At 34.9% G+C, this 17,615-nt stretch carries 11 protein-coding genes; 7 read left to right on the top strand and 4 right to left on the bottom strand.

The genetic code is table 11. The features are described 5' to 3' along the window. The first annotated feature begins 209 nt into the window (after positions 1–209). Positions 210–1,916, top strand: a complete 1,707-nt coding sequence (locus EMTOL_RS21195) for a DUF262 domain-containing protein (protein ID WP_015026356.1) — start codon at positions 210–212, stop codon at positions 1,914–1,916. A gap of 1,151 nt (positions 1,917–3,067) precedes the next feature. On the opposite strand, the gene EMTOL_RS21200 is transcribed toward EMTOL_RS21195, so the two are convergent. Continuing rightward, on the bottom strand, positions 3,068–3,769 hold the full coding sequence (locus EMTOL_RS21200; RefSeq protein ID WP_015026357.1) for a tetratricopeptide repeat protein: 702 nt from the start codon (positions 3,767–3,769) through the stop codon (positions 3,068–3,070). Between the two features lie 7 nt (positions 3,770–3,776). Further along, the gene (locus tag EMTOL_RS21205) at positions 3,777–4,469 is read right to left on the bottom strand and encodes an RNA polymerase sigma factor (protein ID WP_305953325.1); all 693 of its coding nucleotides are present in this window, start codon (positions 4,467–4,469) and stop codon (positions 3,777–3,779) included. Between the two features lie 96 nt (positions 4,470–4,565). Between EMTOL_RS21205 and EMTOL_RS21210 the strand changes: the two genes are divergently transcribed. The 4 genes from EMTOL_RS21210 (at position 4,566) to EMTOL_RS21225 (ending at position 9,611) form a co-directional block, all read left to right on the top strand. Beyond that, positions 4,566–5,216 carry a hypothetical protein gene (locus EMTOL_RS21210; protein ID WP_015026359.1) on the top strand — a complete coding sequence of 217 codons (651 nt, stop codon included), beginning with the start codon at positions 4,566–4,568 and terminating at the stop codon, positions 5,214–5,216. 80 nt (positions 5,217–5,296) lie between these two features. Continuing rightward, positions 5,297–5,731: a hypothetical protein gene (locus tag EMTOL_RS21215; protein ID WP_015026360.1), complete on the top strand. Its 435-nt coding sequence runs from the start codon at positions 5,297–5,299 to the stop codon at positions 5,729–5,731. Positions 5,732–6,041: 310 nt separating this feature from the next. Then, positions 6,042–6,926 carry a hypothetical protein gene (locus EMTOL_RS21220; RefSeq protein WP_015026361.1) on the top strand — a complete coding sequence of 295 codons (885 nt, stop codon included), beginning with the start codon at positions 6,042–6,044 and terminating at the stop codon, positions 6,924–6,926. A 129-nt stretch (positions 6,927–7,055) separates the two neighbouring features. Further along, positions 7,056–9,611 (top strand): CHAT domain-containing protein, encoded by a 2,556-nt coding sequence (locus tag EMTOL_RS21225; RefSeq protein ID WP_305953326.1) that lies wholly within the window; start codon positions 7,056–7,058, stop codon positions 9,609–9,611. An 8-nt stretch (positions 9,612–9,619) separates the two neighbouring features. On the opposite strand, the gene EMTOL_RS22580 is transcribed toward EMTOL_RS21225, so the two are convergent. Continuing rightward, entirely contained in the window at positions 9,620–9,757 is a 138-nt protein-coding gene (locus EMTOL_RS22580) for a hypothetical protein (protein WP_015026363.1), read from the bottom strand. A 248-nt stretch (positions 9,758–10,005) separates the two neighbouring features. Here EMTOL_RS22580 and EMTOL_RS21230 point away from each other — a divergent pair, with 248 nt between their 5' ends. Beyond that, a complete protein-coding gene (locus tag EMTOL_RS21230) occupies positions 10,006–10,617 on the top strand; it encodes a recombinase family protein (RefSeq protein WP_015026364.1) in 612 nt (203 codons plus the stop codon). An 11-nt stretch (positions 10,618–10,628) separates the two neighbouring features. Next, positions 10,629–11,441: a Fic family protein gene (locus EMTOL_RS21235; protein ID WP_015026365.1), complete on the top strand. Its 813-nt coding sequence runs from the start codon at positions 10,629–10,631 to the stop codon at positions 11,439–11,441. Positions 11,442–12,042: 601 nt separating this feature from the next. On the opposite strand, the gene EMTOL_RS21240 is transcribed toward EMTOL_RS21235, so the two are convergent. After that, a complete protein-coding gene (locus tag EMTOL_RS21240; RefSeq protein WP_015026367.1) occupies positions 12,043–17,583 on the bottom strand; it encodes a hypothetical protein in 5,541 nt (1,846 codons plus the stop codon). Between the last annotated feature and the right edge of the window lie 32 nt (positions 17,584–17,615).

Genomic DNA, 17,615 nt, shown 5'->3' on the forward strand with positions numbered 1-17,615 from the left:
CATTGGTAATTCTTTTGTACTTTTATTTCAGCGGAGGGAAACCTATTGAATATTTGTAAGTAATTCAACACCAGTAATTTATATCAGCGGACGTTCGGGCAGATGAGTTTCAAAGCCCCCACCTGCCACAAGCCCTGTTCGTTAGCGGTCAGGCAAGAGCGACACCCTACAACAACAAGATATTGACAAACAGAAACGAAAAATAATAAATGAGTTATATTCCAAAGACAATTAGCGAAGTTGTTACCGAATATCTGAACAGGACAACATTTTTACCTGCAATCCAACGTGAATATGTGTGGGGAACTTATGGCATTGAAAAACTTTTTGACTCTATTATGGGCGACTATCCCATAAGCACTTTTCTTTTTTGGAAAATCAAAGAAGAAAACAAAAACGAATGGGCGGCATACGAATTTATTCGGGACTTTGACAGCGAAGCACCGCATAACAAAGACGCAAGTTTAGCAGGGGTAAACCAAGATATTTATTTAGTGCTTGACGGACAGCAACGTTTAACTTCGTTACTAATCGGACTTAAAGGTTCATACAGATACTTTTATTATAGTTGGCACAAAACCAAATTGTATTTGAACATTCTCAAAGAGCCCCAAAAAAGTGACAATCCTGAAGAACTTGTTTATCAATTTCAATTCAGAGATAACAACCAACCTAATCCGAGAGACCCAAATCCACAGTTTTGGTATTTAGTTGGCGACATCTTGAACTTTGAGGATGCGGAAGATGCAAAGAAAGACATCAAACAACGTTTGAGTGAATTTACAGACGATCAAAAAGACATTGCAAATACGCATATCGGACGACTTCATTCCCGTATCCATACATCACGACTGTTAAACTACTACGAAGAAAAATCGCAAGACTACGATAAAGTCGTAGAAGCGTTTATCAGAGCGAACACAGGCGGAGTAAAATTAGAATATAGCGACATTTTGCTTTCAACAGCAACAGCAAAATGGAAAAACTTAAATGCAAGAGAAGAAATTCATTCTTTTACCGATAGCGTAAACGCTATCGGTAATGGCTATTCCTTTGGAAAAGATTTTGTCCTTAAAGGTTGTTTATATCTGACAGATGATTTGCCAATTCAATACAAAGTAAAAAACTTTAACAAAACCAATCTTGAAAAGATTGAGAATAATTGGGAAAACATTACAGACAATATTGAAAATGCAATTTCTCTTGTAAACAAGTTTGGCTTCAATGACAAAAACTTAGTTACAAAAAATGCACTTCTTCCAATTGCTTTATATTTAGGCAAACTCAACAAAAAGAACTTTGTTGAATCAACTGACAAGGAAGATGTAAAAAATCAAATTCTAATTCAAAAGTGGTTAATTCTAACTCTTCTGAAAAACGCATTTGGAGGTTCTTCTGACACCATTTTGAAAAACTTACAAGATGTTATAAATGAACAAACCGATTTTAGCGTTTTCCCATTTGAAGCGTTAAACAAAAAACTAAATATAGAACCTTCGTTTAACGAAACGGAAATAGATAATTTGCTTTTGACAAATTATAGCACAAAATACAGTTATCTAATTTTGTCATTGCTTTACCCAGACAGAGATTGGAAAGGAAAGAAATTTGAAGAAGACCACATTTTCCCGAAATCAGAATTTACAACCGCTAAACTTAAACATCGTAGTTACGACACAGACCAAATTGCTGAATATCAAAAATACTTTAACTGTATTTTGAATTTAGAGTTGTTAACTGACACAGAAAATAGAGAAAAAAGTGCAGAAGATTTTGATACTTGGTTTGCAAGTCGGGACAACAATTTCAAGGACAGACATTTTATTCCAACAATCAGCAGTTACAACTTTGACAACTTCCCTGACTTTATTTCGGAACGTAAAAAACTTTTAAAAATAAAACTTGAAACAATCTGAACATAATTACAGAAATGCCCGAACCGCTAACATCGTATTGGCAATAGTGTGGCTGACAGTTGTAAACTAAACATTTGTAATTCTATTGGGTATTTGTGCAAATGTTGGGCTGACGTTTTTCAAATGCCCCACCATCGCCAATACATAAACCGTTAGCACCAATAGTATGAAGACATTCGTAGAACATTTAACAACTCAACTTGACAACTTTAAATTGATAATGTTTGAGCTATTGGACAATTCAAAAATTTAATTCCGTAGAGATGACTGATACTCAAACGTAATACTAATTGCACCAACACAGTATTGGGACAATCCGAACGAAATTGAACAAATATTTCAGATTAAGCTAAAGAAATCATACGGACAATGGATAGAAATATTTAGACTATTCACAGAAAACTCACCAGAAGCATCAAAAAGAAAAATTGACCAAACAGATAAATTTGTAAATAGTTGGATAGAGAAAAAAAGCGACTGGGGAATTCCCTGGCGTATACACATATCAAAAATATTATGCGATAATAAGGCATAACATAACCACACAAGACTGAAAATACTGAAGTATGCAAGTAAAGCAGCTCAATAGCCCTAACCATAAGCATAACAGTAATATAAAAGATGAGTGAGTGCGTGATGGTTTGGTGCCCAAATTTACGACTAAGCGATCGAGCCAATGGATAAACCGTTTTGCCGATGACACTTCGAGTATGATCGATGGACACAATCTGTTTCCTCAAAGTTTCCCTAAAGAACATGGGACTCAGGGTGGGGATAAAAGAAAGTGAAAGACATTTTTCAAAAACTTAGATTAGTGTCTAAGAGGGCATTGAATGAGACTCGAAGGTATGAAAAGTACTCATTTGTTTAGATTATTACTTGACTTCAAACTGAATATATTCTTAAACTTTAAAGTCTAATCAAACATCCGTTTACCTAGACTTTTTGTAAAATACTTTTAAAGATTAATAAATTTTTGAAAGTACAATTAAAACCACAAAAAAGTATATATTTATTGTATATGATTCAAAGTATAATAATATAATAACAACAATTAAATAAACATATACAATTTGAATTCTATAAAGTAAAATAGGTATCAAAAAATAAACCCTTAAAAAATAAAATATTTTACCTGTAATAGACAAGACTTAATCCATCAGTCTCTTCAGTTCAAGAGTCTCTTTTTTACCAAAAGCATTTGGCGTTTTTTCAATCAAATCAATTATTCTTTTAGCTTCTTGCACTTTATTCATTTTGATCAATGAAATTGCTTGATAAAACAAACCCTTATTTTGAATAATTTCTTGATTTTCTGCAAGTACCTTAAAAGTGTCTGATGCCAGTTTATAGTTTCCAAGTTGTAAATTACAAAGCCCAACATACTCCAAAACTAATGGGTTATTTAATCCACTGAGTTCGAGCTCATCCAAAGCTGCTTGATATTTTTTCTGATTGTAAAGCTCAACGGCATTTGATAGGGTGTCTTGGCTGGCAGACATATCCGTATCTATAAAAATCAGCTTTTCGTTGATATATTTTTGGGCGTAGGCTTGTGGCGTTTGTTCATGCTTTAAAAAAAGTGTCCACAAACCAAAAATTAAAATAGCGGCCGCCGCGATCGAACCGATTCCCTTAATAATAGATAGAGAGGACTTCTTATTTAAAGATTTATTTAACTCGTAAAAATGCTGTTTTCTTTCAAAGTTTTTGAGTTGCTTAGCCTGTAAATAATGAGCAACTTCTTTGGCAAAATTATCATTGTCTTTAATACGGTTGTTAAAAATTACTTTCTCCGACTCCGTCATTAAATCTGTAAAATAATCATCTATGTATTCTAAATTACTTTTCATAATTGTTTTAGTAGTTTTCCTTTAATTTTTCTAAACATCGCAAACGGCTTGTTTTAGAAACTGCAGCTGTATGATAATTAAGCTGTTGTGCTATTTCTTCATCAGAGTAGCCTTCTCCCCAAAGTAATATGATTTGTTTGCATTTTTCTCCGATTGAATTTAATTTCTGATATAGCTTTTCCAACTCGCTATTTATCAAAAGTTTTTGAATGATTGTCTTGCTATCATCGGGTAAGGGTATTTCAATATCTTCATAAGAAATTGCATCATATACACTTGCTTTATTAGTCGTGTTTTTTCTGATTTGATCAACACATTTATTATTAAATACTTGATAAATGTAAGTTTTCAATTCAGAACGCCCCTCAAACTTATCTTTTCTTATGTTTTCTATAATGGCAATAATTGTATCTGAATAAATACTGACACATTCGTCTTCCGATAGTCGATGTTTACGAACCCCTTCTTTAATATGGAATTGGTATTTTTCAAAGAGTTGTGTTTCAAATCTTCGGGAATAGGTATTTGTATGTTTGATACCAGCAATTAGTTCGGTATCAGCTAAGAATTTTTTAAAAAAATACAGCATTTGAGTTGTTTTGAAAGATAAAAACCGTGCTCTTGTATAAGTAAAAATACATAAAATTATTTTTTTAAAAAATTTTTGTTTCCATCGCTTACCTGTGTTTACGACAAACATTGTAGAAACGCTGATGCGGTACCCATCGGTTGTGAAAAGGAGCAACTCGAAAATCCTGTAAAAGAGTAGGGGATTTAAATATTAAATTTTAAAAAGATGAAAAGGATCATGTTATTAGTTTTCGTGCTTATTAGTGCTTTTTCCTACACAAACGCACAAACTTCAAATAATGAAGACTTTATTAAATCAAACAAAATTATTCAATTGTCAGATAAATTAGCGATTTCTAAGCTTATTGAAATAAAGAAATCTTCTAAAGCATCACAATTGGTAGCCAACGAACTTTCACGAAAAGGATATACACCAACCGGTGAGGCATTTAGTATTGCGGGAATATATGAGGGTGAAAAGGTAGAACTAATTGTCATGGATTACCAATCTAAAGACAAAAAAAGTACTGCCGCTCAGTTATATACGAAAAAAGGAGCGAAGACTTACAATGCCATAATCGAGTTTAAGGCAGGAGCCGAGCCAGAGAAAGGATACGTTGAACACTTCGTAAACGGTAAGATGCAGTTACAATTGACCCACAGTTGGACATCCTGCTTCTTCAACACGATGCTCAATAGATGCGGTACAATAATAGACGCTAATGCTATATGGAAAAATTGTAAAAAATATACACCCTTTAAATTAGGCAAGTTTATCGACTGCGTTTTCAAGGAAGCAAGAAAACAAGTAGATGGTTGGGTAAGTTGTTTTTGGAATAATCTATGGTCGGTTGCATGGATTTGCATTTGGCAATAACTCGCGTGTTTTCAGCAGAAATCCCCGAAACGGCTTTGTAGGGAGTAGGGGACACTTTTCAATACTAAATTAAATATATCATGAAAAATCACGTGTTTATATGTCTTTGTTTTACACTGCTTCTGAGTTCATTTGCCTCTAAAGGACAATTATTTATCATAACAAATGGATTCTATGGGTCTGCTCCAAAACCCAATGATTGTCCTAGTGGAAATGGGTGTTGTGCTACTGATGTTATTCTTTATGAAAAGGAATTAAAAGGCTTGGATTTCACCAATAAAAATATTTATCAAGTACAGAAACGTGGCCGTAAAATTAGGTTTGTCTTTTTCAAAACTATAAAAGAACCTCAAAACCAAGGTTTCTTTGGTGTGGGCATTGGTGATGTTACTTTGCCTCAAGGCTTATCGAAAGAGCTAGGTTTAAAGTCTATAAAATTGAAAAAGGGAAATTATAAAGTTCGAAAGAATAAAAATTCAGTATTTGTGGATGTACCAATATTTATAGAAAAATAGCAATTTAGTTTTGTCTATAATCTTTTTAGAACGGAACCTTAAAAATAAGTCAATTGGGTTAGTAGCACTCAGAGGCAAAAGATTGATTTAGCTCAACTTTTGTTGGAAAACCCAATTAAACTAAAAAATAAGCTTTACAAGGATACTTCTTTGGAGTTTAAGCGTCTTAAAAACTGGTATTCAATAGGTATCTTGTTCGCCTTGATTGTTAGGGTTAGATCATAAAACTCAAACTTTTGGTTTGCTTTTTAACCTTCCAAAATATTCAAATTACCCATTGATTCATACTTCAAACATTTAATTGTTAAAAATGAAAAAGACTCTCTTAATCACTATATTTTTTTACCAAATGTTTATGGTAAAGGCTCAAAATCCTAATCAAAACAATAGTAATTTTCAAAATGTATTTTCTGATTTTAAACCAGAAATAAGGACTAATTACTTTAGTTTAGGCCAAAGTAAAAAAGCAAAATGGAAAATGAGTCTTCAGAATTATCCAAGAGTAGATTTGGGCGAAAAAATGGAAAGTGAATGGTTTTATGTTAATGTAAAGAAATTATCATCGGTAGATACTAAGAATTCTCTTCAGCAATTTCAGAAGGTTTTTCTTAACATTGGACACAATCTAAGCCTTGAAAAAAATGTTTATGCTGAGATTGAAGTAATTACCAAATTCGACACAATTTCTTTTGCTCCAATAACAGATATTTTGATTGAAAAAACAAGGTACCCAAACGCAATCAAGGGGGCGGATTTAAAGGCATCACTCGAAAAATCATACCCAGGGATTACGAAGTTTTACCCAAGCATAGTTTTTCAAAAGGATGTAACATCTGACATGAAATTAGAGTATGATAAAATGTATAGAATACACATGGCAGGTACTAACACCCCACAGAATGATAATCCAAAATTAAAGCTATCAGATATTTCACAAATCAAAGCATTTAGATTTAGGCTGAGAAGAATAGATAAAAAACAAGCAGCTAATTACACTAAATCATTTTGGGAAATCAAAACCATTGGGTCTAATTACTTAGTTTTTGATAAAGCCAACAAAGGCAATAATTTGCCAAAAGAAAAGAAATCTTCTACCAAAACCGTTGAAACGGAAACCTCTGTTACAGAATTGAACAACGATGATTCATTGAATAGTTGTTGCGGTGGGACTTGTCCATTACCTCACGGACACTAATTTCTAAAGTTTATTTCCTAAATTAGCATTTTTACGATTTTACTCCTAAAAATGCTAATTTGCTATTATAAATATATTTTGGGGACAATTTTCATATTGATTTCTTTTTCCATTTATGCTCAAGAAAAAATGAAAAAAGAACAGGATAAAATTACCAAAATTGCAGTATTCGACGAGCGAAGAAAAGCATTATTAAGATTCTATAGAGATTGTCTTGAAAATCAAAATTTCGATAAAAATCAAGCTCAAATTGTCGATTTCGTTATTAAAATAAGCACCCAACAAGAGTTAGAAGGCAACCAAGTTCAAGCATTTTTCCTTGTACAAGATGCTTATCAGAACCTTTCAAAATTTATTACCGACCCTGAATCAAACAAGCAATTAGTTTACTACCTGTCTTATTATTTGATGTTAGTACATGAGCAGAAGCAAGCCATTAAGCTACTTACGGAAAGTATCCATCCACAAAAAATTACAGCATTAGATATCGGAAGTATCATTTTGCTCACCAAGCTCTACAATCAGAGTGGTAGGTTTCAAGAAAGCATTGATTGGAGCGAAAAAGCACTGTTTTTCTTAAATTATGATAAAAAAAACAAGAATTTTATAGGTTTAATGACCAATAAAATAAATGCTTATGTTGAGCTCAATAACCATATTGAAGTACTTAAAAATAGTCAAAAAATAAGTCAACTGGTGGGAAGTAATCCTTTCTTTTCATCTCATTACTATACAAATTTAGGGTTGTCTTTCAGAAATCAACAAAAATATGATGAAGCGATCAGGTATTTTTCGAAAAGTAGAAGGTATCAGCAGGATGAAGAAAGCAAATTACTCGTTGATGATTTGAATATTGCAAAAGTGTATCAATTGAAGGGGGCATTTGAAAAATCTATCAAATTGTGCGATAAAATAATTGAAAACTTAAACAGAATCAATCCTAATTTAAGGTCAATTGAAGTATCAAGCTTGTATCAGACCCAAGCCAATAATTATTATCAATTGAATGATTTTCTGAAGGGGGAGGCATATCACAGCAAGGCTTTGAGAATTTTGAATTTTAAAGGTACCCTACGGACATTTCATGGAAATTATACCTTACTTCTCGACGTAATTTTAGAAAAAGTAAAATATCTAACCAAATTTGGTAAAAACGGTATTACAACCATTTATCAAGCCGATTCACTCATTGACATCATGCGGCAAGAACACACCGAACTTGGCTCGAAGCTCTTTTGGCGTGAACACACTCACAACTTTTACGAAAATGCAATCGAAACTTGTTTTAAGCTTAAAAACCATAACACAGCCTTTTATTTTATGGAGAAAAGTCGAGCAATTTTGCTGCTCGATGCTCTGAAAGATTTAGATGCCAAAAAAATCCTTTCGGAAGAAAAACTCTCCCAAGAACAAAGCTTACGTTATAAAATCATTGGACTTCAAAATCAACTTGAAAATACGCCCGAAAGTGATAAAAATTATACGAAAATATACCAACAACTAATTAATGTCAAAGAAGTGTATAACGGTTTCGTACAATCTTTAGAAAAAACGAACAATGAATATTATCAGTTAAAATATCAGAATAGATACATTTCATTGTCTTATCTTAGGTCAGGTTTAAAGTCAAATCAATCATTTGTCGAATATTTTGTTGGCGAAAAGGCTGTTTACGCCTTTTTAGTCACCGCCAAGGATACCCGAATGATTAAAATAAACCTAACTCAATTTCAGTCAATAAGTAAGCAATTTCTGTTACTTTCCGCCAGAAAACCACCCCATACTTCCACACAATTACATGAGTTTTATCGCGTAAGCAATCAATTGTATCAATTGATTTTTGCACCACTAAATATTCCTTTAGGCAGGGTGATCATTTCTCAAGATAACTATTTTTTACCATTTAGTTCGTTGGTTACAAACATCCAGCAGAAAAAGTATTTAATCGAAGATTATGCTTTTAGTTATTCCTACTCGGCAAATATTTTATTTAGAGACCGTGTGACCTATCCTTCATTCAATAATAGTCTTCTGGGTTTTGCTCCAGTTCATTTCAATATATCTCATAAGCTTAATTCCTTAGATGGCTCCGAAAATGTCTTAAAGGGAATCGAAGAAAAGTATTTTTCTGGAAAAGTATTTTTTGAGCAGCAAGCCACCAAACAAATCTTCATAAAAAATGCCCCCAATTTCCAAATTATTCAATTATTTACGCACGGAAAAGCTGATACAATAAGTGATAAATCGAAAATTTATTTTTATGATGATGCACTCGATATGCGTGAGCTATACCAATTAGGAAAACTAAAAGCTGATTTAGTTGTGCTGTCAGCCTGTGAAACAAACCTTGGTAGCAATGCCACAGGTGAAGGCATTATGAGTTTTGCTCGTGGTTTTGCATATTTAGGCGTACCTTCTACTATTTCAACTCTATGGCGTGTAAACAATCAATCTACCTACCAACTCACAGAAAGTTTTTATAAGTATCTGGATGATGGTTATGAGAAAGATATTGCCTTGCAGAAGGCTCAACAAGATTATCTAAAAACCTCTGGATATCAATTTCCTTATTACTGGAGTGGAATGGTTTTGGTGGGAGATTCAAACAATATGAAAGAATACAGCCATTTTTTCATCCTCATCATAATTATAGTTTTATGCACTTTAATACTTTACTTAACGTGAATTCGGGATTATAAGACAAATATAAACTTCTTATAGTCAACAAGTTCTCCTTTTTCACCACTGACAAGGGTCGAACTTTCTATTAAATTCTGAAAATAAGCTTTATCATTTCCCAAATATTTGTAGCGGTCTTGTTCTTTTTTCATGATATTTATAGTTTATAATGAAGTCAATTGTGCTAAGTTTGCCAAAGAGAAAAACATTTTACTTACCCTTCAATTCTAACATAGGTTACTTTGATGAGTAAATTATTGGTATTAACAAACGGTGGGTTAGTGATATTTTTTTCTTCGTAAACTTATACGCATCTTTTCCCCCAAGAATAGTCCATAAACTTGTCTCATTAATGAAAATTCCATAAATTTGAATTGAATAAGTTTATGATACAATTAATATGATTTTAGGCTATGCACGGGTGAGCACCAAAGACCAAAATTTGGATTTGCAAATTGAAGCCTTAAAAAAGGCAGGGTGTGAGAAAATTTTTCAAGAAAAAATTTCTGGATCAACTAAAGAAAGGCCTGAACTAAATAAAATGCTTCAACACCTAAGAGAGGGCGATATCATAGTGGTTTGGAAACTTGACCGTTTGGGAAGAAGTATAAAAAACATTATTGATTTAGTTTTAGAACTTAATCAGAAGAAAGTTATAATTAAGGGTCTAACTGATGGTGTAGATACCTCAACATCCAACGGACGATTATTCTTAAACGTGATGGCATCTTTAGCTGAATATGAAAGAGAACTTATCAGAGAAAGAACCAACGCAGGGCTTTCATCGGCAAGAGCAAGAGGACGAGTAGGAGGGAGGCCTAAAGGCTTAAAAGCGGAAACTGTGGCTAAGTTGAAAATTTTACGTACATTATATAAAGACACCAACAAACAACCGCGTGAAATTTATCAACCATTGGAAATTACCCATGCAAGTTATTATCGATATATAAAATTACTCGATAAATATTCTGATAAGGAACTTGAACAAATGATTTTGAAAAAACGAAATTAATGAATGTGATAATGAAAACGGAGTTAGAGAAATTGACACAAGAATATAAAGCATTAAGTCAAAATTATATTGATTTGGAAAGGCTTAATCTATATTTAATCTCCCATCATTCTACTGCTATCGAAGGCAGCACATTAACTGTATTAGAAACTGAAATTTTTCTTGAAAAAGGGTTAACCGCAAAAGGCAAGCCATTAGAGCATCATTTAATGGTGAAAGACCATTTTGAATCGCTGGGCTTTATTATTGAATCTGCAAAAGCAAAACAAAAGATTGATACTAAATTCATTCAGAATATCAATGCTCATATCATGAAAAGTACTGGAACTGTACATAATACTGCATTAGGTACATTTGATTCCTCCAAAGGAGATTTGCGACTTTTAAATGTTCGAGCAGGAATATCTGGAGAAAGCTATCTAAATTATAATAAAGTACCACAATACCTTAAAAATATGTGTACTGATTTGAATAGTAAAATAAATGAGGTGAAGACTGTAGAAGAAATTAATGAGTTAGCTTTTTTAGGTCACTATCAGTTAGTAACTATTCATCCATTCGTAGATGGCAATGGGCGGACTTCAAGACTTCTAATGAACTACATACAATCTTATCATGAAATGCCCATGACAATTGTCTTTGAAGAAGATAGGCAGGAATATATTGAAAGTTTAATTGAAACAAGAAAAGAGGGAAACATTCAAATATTTTTAGATTTTATGAAAGGTCAGCACTTAAAGTTTTTGAATGAAGAGATAAAGAAATTACAAAACCTCACACCGCCTAAAAAAGGGAGTCAAAGAAATATTAGGTTGCTATTTTAATAGCCATTTTGTTTGACACACTTGGGAAAGGACAAAACCATTTTAAAACCACTTGAATATTCATCGTGGTTTATCGGTCGAACACCCTAAAACTTCATTAAGTTGTATATATATTCCTCTAAAGAAAATTTAGTTTTTTATTCTATCATCTACAGGTCAAATTTATTACTAATTTGTTGATCCACATCAGTGCAAACCTCGACTTAGATTAGAAAAATCATTCCTGTTCACCAATTATTTTTTGAGTTCATTACATTAATCAATGATAGTCCAGAAAACACTTTTATTACATGCCCGTTTTCGTTCCATCAGTGGGGCACTGATGGCATTTGACTATCAAACTCAGACATCTTGCTAATGGTTAAAACTACGAGTTCATTCAAATCTTAAAACCTTGCCGAAGAGTGGGAGATACAATAAGTAATCACTCGCTAAGTTCCATCTTCAACTTACAGGATTTTTATGCATATAATCCAGTTTTGTTTTTGGTGTTTTTAGATTCTTCCTTTTTGCTTAGACCAATTCCATCAGGGTCTCGTGCCGAAGACCCTGATGGAATGAAAGTTATAATTTTCATTAATTAATTGTTAAACGACAAATTTCACTCGTTATAAGCAGTTCCTGCACTGATTGTTCCGCAACGGTTAGTACATTTGGCTTCATATCTTCCTTTGCCTTTCCAGGCATTAATATTAATACCATTACTATTTACAAGTAGCTCATCTACAACACCGTTACCAGTGTAATACCATTTAATATCACTTTGACAATTATTGTTTGTTGAGATTACTTGCAATCCATTGACAGATTTAATATAAACAACCGATATGATTTCGTTACAAACATAAACTTCTACCCACCTATCATCTTCTTTAGTCGAGCAAGTAGTATTATCTTTTTGTTGTTTTTCATATTTTCTAATATAATTTTCTGTAATATATCGAACCTCCCCTGTGTCTTCCCAATTTGTACCAGTACAATAATTAATACTTATGTTATTTGAAACTGAACTTGTGCCACAAGATGTCGTACAAGTAGCTGTGTAATTGCCCCCTTGCCCACTTATTTCAATGGAAGTACCAGCACTCCCATTGCTCCATTTAATAGTACCAGCACAACCACTTGCTGATAATATTGCTTTTTCATTACCTGTTATTGATTTTTTATCACTTGTAATAGTTGGTTCATTGGGTATTGATTGAATCGTAATTTTACATTCTGCACTTTCACCTGACGAGCAATTTGCTATACCTTTATTGACACACTTTACTTTATACTTACTTTCTGATGTCGGCTTTACTGTTATTGATGCTCCTTCAAGGTCATTATTCCATACATAAGAATAATTACATCCTGTTGCCGAGAGAGTTACATTTGTTCCTGAACAGACTGCTCGACTATCCGTGGTTATTCTTGGAGTTGTTGGTAAATCTTGCACATTTGGAACATCCCCAGGGTCTCCTTCGTTACTTGTGCAACCATTTTGTGTACATGTTACTCTCAAATCTCTCCGTTTTAGAGACTCCGCTGCAGTGTTAAATTCCCAACTACTGCCTGTATGATTTTCTACTGTATATTGTTGTCCTAGCATATTCCAATCAATTCTTTTCCAATTTACAATCCCATTTTCACAATTAGTGATAGTCAAGGTTTTTGTTCCGCAAACTTCACTCGTACTTACGGCAGGTATCCATGAGAAGTTTGAACAAGGACTTGGGGTAAGTGTAACCTCTACGGAAGCCTCTTCACTATTGCCACAATTGTTTGTACACTTTGCTTTGAAGGTAGAGGAAGATGTAGGGGAATACTTTCCACCCGTGAAACCTGATGGTGAAATCCAAGTAACAGTACCAAAACAGGTAGCAGTTACACTCACTTCTTCACCACTATAAAACGATGTTTTATCGGCCGTTATATTAGGTTTTGCAGGAAGTACACATACTTCTTTAGAAGATATCGCACTTTCGCAAGTTTTATCTACGCACTTAACAGAATAGGTAGTTGCGGATGTTATGGTATGGCTTCCTATCTGATTAGCCGTTGATGGGGATGTCCAGACTAAATTTCCAGCCGAACATGCCCCAACGGATACCGTGATAACTCCCTGAAAAGCAACGCTTGTTTTATCTATTGAAATGTTTGGAGTTGTTGGAATTGTACAGCCCTCCTTAGTAATCGTAATTTCATTACTATTGCTACTTTCACATTTATTTACGGTACATTTTGCCGAATAGCTTCCTGCCTTCAAAACTGTTGTTTGAAAACCAATATCACCATTACTCCAAAAGATACTACCAGAACAACCACTTGCCGTCAGCTTTGCTGATTCATTTACTTTTAGAACAATTCTATCGGATGTAATAACTGGAGCTGTAGGCGTCGTACACCCATCTTTCGTAATTATAATTTCATTACTTTTTATACTTACACAGCCATCAAAAGTACAAGTAGCTGAATATTTCGTAGCAGCTGAGATCGTTATTTTGCTACCTGCACTACCATTACTCCAATTAACTTCTCCACTACAATTGGAGGCGGTCAAGGTCACGGAATCATCGTCTGAATTAAGTGTATATTTATTCGCACTAATTACAGGTGTAGCTGGTGGTGTTGCACAGGGCGTTGCTCCCTTTACCCTCAGCACAAATTCTGCCGACCACGCTGATTTACAACCTTCGTCTTTTTTACATCTTACTTTGTATGTTGTGGTAGATGATGGACTTACTGTAATGCTTGTATTGTTTTGCCCTTCATCATTGCTGATAGCACCATTGCTCCATTCATAGGGCAAATTACCACAACCCATGGCATATAGTGTAATGTTTGTGTTAGCAATGATGTCATTCACATTATCAATACTTCCGACAGAACTTGGAGCTGAAACACCTTCTTCGCAGGTTTTCACCCTTACTTCAAATTCAGACGTCCAACCAGATTTACAGCCTTCATCCACTTTACATCGAACTTTATATTTGGTCGTTTCACTTGGATTGACTGTAATAATTGTACTATTTCCATCATTTTTTGAGGAAACTATTCCATTGCTCCATTCATATTGATTACTACAGCCTGCCGCATATAATTTCACTGCCGTATTGGGTGTGACATCATTCAAATTATCAATGCTACCTATCATACTTGGGGCGGCCACGCCTTCTTCACAGGATTTCACCCTTACTTCAAACTCAGCTGTCCAACCAGATTTACAGCCTTCATCCACTTTACAACGAACTTTGTATTTGGTTGTTTCGCTTGGGTTTACTGTAATAATTGTACTGTTACCATCATTTTTTGAAGAAACCGTTCCATTGCTCCACTCATATTGATTACTACACCCTGCGGCATATAATTTCACTGCCGTATTGGGTGTGACATCATTCAAATTATCAATGCTACCTATCATACTGGGAGCAGTTACACCTTCTTCACAGGACTTTACTTTAATAGTTACGCCCGACTTCCATGCAGATTGACATCCATCATCTTTCTTACACCTTACTTTATAATCAGTTGTTTCGACAGGATTTACAGTAATAATCGTACTTTCTCCGTCATTATTCGCAGAAATAATGCCATTGCTCCATTCATAAGCATTCGCACAACCACTGGCGTATAATTTTACTGGACCATTTGGTAGTACCTCACTTAAACCATCAATACTTCCAACATTGCTTGGAGCAGGATAAGCTTCTTCGCACGTAAGAACACGAACTGTTATAGGGTCGGTTGCTAACGACGAACAACCATTTACTACGCATCGCACCGAATAAGTTGTGGTTTGATTAAGAACTTCTCGTAGCGTTTCACCATTTTGACCATTCCAAACACCTCTTTTATTATTACTCCATACATAACTTCCTTCTGGACAACCTAATGCCGCTATTTCTGCCATACCTCCTGACTCGATTGGATTCCGAACGGCAAAGAAATTCGTGGGTTTAGAAATCGGAAATTCCTTTACTGTGAGGTCAGCTGTACTCGAACATCCATCTTTTGTGCAACTGGCTTGATAAACATAGTTTTTGTTTTGGGGAGTACTAACATTGGTTGATAATGTAAAAGGGTTTGTATCCGTGCTGCTCAACCCAGCTATCCAAGTAAATACCGCTCCTGCATCTGGACATGAGCCACCAATGACAATCGAATTTCCAGAACAAACTGTGTGGGTGGGGTTCTCTGAATTATCAGCATTAAGGGTTGTCAGAATAGGCTTTGTAGGTGCTTTTTTGATGGTAATCGTCTGAACAGCTTCATTGGTTTGATTGCTGTAACACTGAGCCAATTCGCAACGCACCTTATATACCTTATCTTGTGTGGAACTTAAATTGGGAAATTCTACACTTTTTGTGCTGGCATTTTCAATGGTGAAGGCAGCATTTTCGGGAGTGCTCCAGCTAATTTTTCCTACACACGAATTCCCTACCGTTAAAGTAGCGGTCTCAGAAGAACACATCACCGACTTATCGCTGCTGAGTGTTAAGTCCGGTAAACCATTATATACTGTTAAAGTAATGGCATTGGAGTTTTCGTTGATACAATATTTATCAAAACAGTTGGCTTGATAAACCATCTGTTGGCTGCTTTGTGTGGTGATGGGCTTGATAGTCAACGGATTAACATTTTCGTTGCCTACACCTGTTGGGCTTGTCCATTTGAACATTCCCGTGCTACAATCTGAAATACTTAACGTAGTTTCAAAATTGCTACAGATACTATTATTATAGGCTGCTGCAGCTGTGGTGATGGTGGGTGATTTTGGTAGTTTTGTATTTAGCACTACCGAACTTCCATTGATGCCAAAATTAACAGTAGAACCCGTTTCGAGCGTGAGTGAATTGCTGCTATAATTACCCGATTCTTTTTCTTTGACCAAGAAAGAATAGCCATTTCTGACTTTATCATAGATGACATTATAATACAATAGTTTATCAGCCTGATTGCTGACCGAACTACATTTACCTAATTGGATTCGACCCATCATCATTATAACTGGTGCCTGATTACACACAAAATTAGAAGACAGTAAATCAAGCGACATATCGAATTTATTCACTTCATCGGTATAGCCTTCATTGAGAGCATAGACTTTTTCGGCGGTCATATTACCCAGTAAGCCTGTTTTATCGATAAACAGATTTTTGCCCGTTCTGCTTGCCAGCGTTACACCCTCACGCAATTTAAAAAACTGTGGTAATCGGACTTGGAAAGTGGGAAAGTAAACGCCTTGCCAACCATCAGTATTGACACAAGTTGGTAAATTGGCTGGATTTTGTGTTTTACTTAAATCAATGATAGCTTTGTTTGAAGCCGAAAAGTTAAAGCCAAGTTCTTTAAGATTAGCATGATGAAATGACCTCGAAACGCTTGCCTCGAAATACATATCTTGCCAATCGAAGACTTCTTTAGTACCGAAAAACAGCATCAAAGGCTTGCCATCATTGATGGCCGTTCCATCATTGTTTTCTCGTTCAACCACATCAAAGGATTTCAAATAACCCGAAAACGTGAATTTCTTGAAAGTGCCACACTCAAAATGGAGTTTGGTATCTTTACTCAATCCCATTTTGAGTTTATCATTGAAGTTCGGAATCGAGACCTCATAAAATTGTGTTTCTCCACCCAATAGTCCACCAGTATCATCTAATTCAGCTTGTTTGGCATCTGTTAGGGTGCTTGTTAAAATCGGTAACTCGCCAACAAAACCATTTTTACCCGAAGTAGCAATGTCATTCGCTCCAAAATAGATAGCTTGATTATTGGGCAAATTGAACTTACAGCCAATACTGAGTTTTGAACCTTGTGGAGTAAACGTCATGGCAAAAACGGTAATATCGTAGTTCCAGCCATCAATCTGGTTACGGAAAGTGACGGGCAAACTCGAAATTTCTTTCAAGGCCGCAGGAATACTAAAGCCCGCTGATGTAATCTTGATGATACGCCCTTGTGTTTGGGCATCAGCAATGGCCGACTCAATATCGGCATGTGTGGGTTGTGCCACTGTTATAGCGGTTGCAATGAAAAAATGCTTGCCATCATGGCGAGGTTTAAATACTTCGCTGGATGGCTTGACAGGTTTATCACTGCCAAATGCAAAAAAAACAGTGCCAAAGCACATGAGTAAGAGGTGGATAAATATTCGCATAAACGGTCCGCCCTTGCGGTTGTTTTGGTTGT

The sequence above is a fragment of the Emticicia oligotrophica DSM 17448 genome (genome assembly GCF_000263195.1).
GTDB lineage: Bacteria > Bacteroidota > Bacteroidia > Cytophagales > Spirosomataceae > Emticicia > Emticicia oligotrophica.

Coding starts and splice junctions, on each gene's coding strand:
- EMTOL_RS21200 (WP_015026357.1), bottom strand. CDS start 3,769: ATGAAAAGTAATTTAGAATACATAGATGATTATTTTACAGATTTAATG.
- EMTOL_RS22580 (WP_015026363.1), bottom strand. CDS start 9,757: ATGAAAAAAGAACAAGACCGCTACAAATATTTGGGAAATGATAAAGCT.
- EMTOL_RS21215 (WP_015026360.1), top strand. CDS start 5,297: ATGAAAAATCACGTGTTTATATGTCTTTGTTTTACACTGCTTCTGAGT.
- EMTOL_RS21195 (WP_015026356.1), top strand. CDS start 210: ATGAGTTATATTCCAAAGACAATTAGCGAAGTTGTTACCGAATATCTG.
- EMTOL_RS21230 (WP_015026364.1), top strand. CDS start 10,006: ATGATTTTAGGCTATGCACGGGTGAGCACCAAAGACCAAAATTTGGAT.
- EMTOL_RS21235 (WP_015026365.1), top strand. CDS start 10,629: ATGAAAACGGAGTTAGAGAAATTGACACAAGAATATAAAGCATTAAGT.
- EMTOL_RS21225 (WP_305953326.1), top strand. CDS start 7,056: ATGAAAAAAGAACAGGATAAAATTACCAAAATTGCAGTATTCGACGAG.
- EMTOL_RS21220 (WP_015026361.1), top strand. CDS start 6,042: ATGAAAAAGACTCTCTTAATCACTATATTTTTTTACCAAATGTTTATG.
- EMTOL_RS21240 (WP_015026367.1), bottom strand. CDS start 17,583: ATGCGAATATTTATCCACCTCTTACTCATGTGCTTTGGCACTGTTTTT.
- EMTOL_RS21205 (WP_305953325.1), bottom strand. CDS start 4,469: ATGTTTGTCGTAAACACAGGTAAGCGATGGAAACAAAAATTTTTTAAA.
- EMTOL_RS21210 (WP_015026359.1), top strand. CDS start 4,566: ATGAAAAGGATCATGTTATTAGTTTTCGTGCTTATTAGTGCTTTTTCC.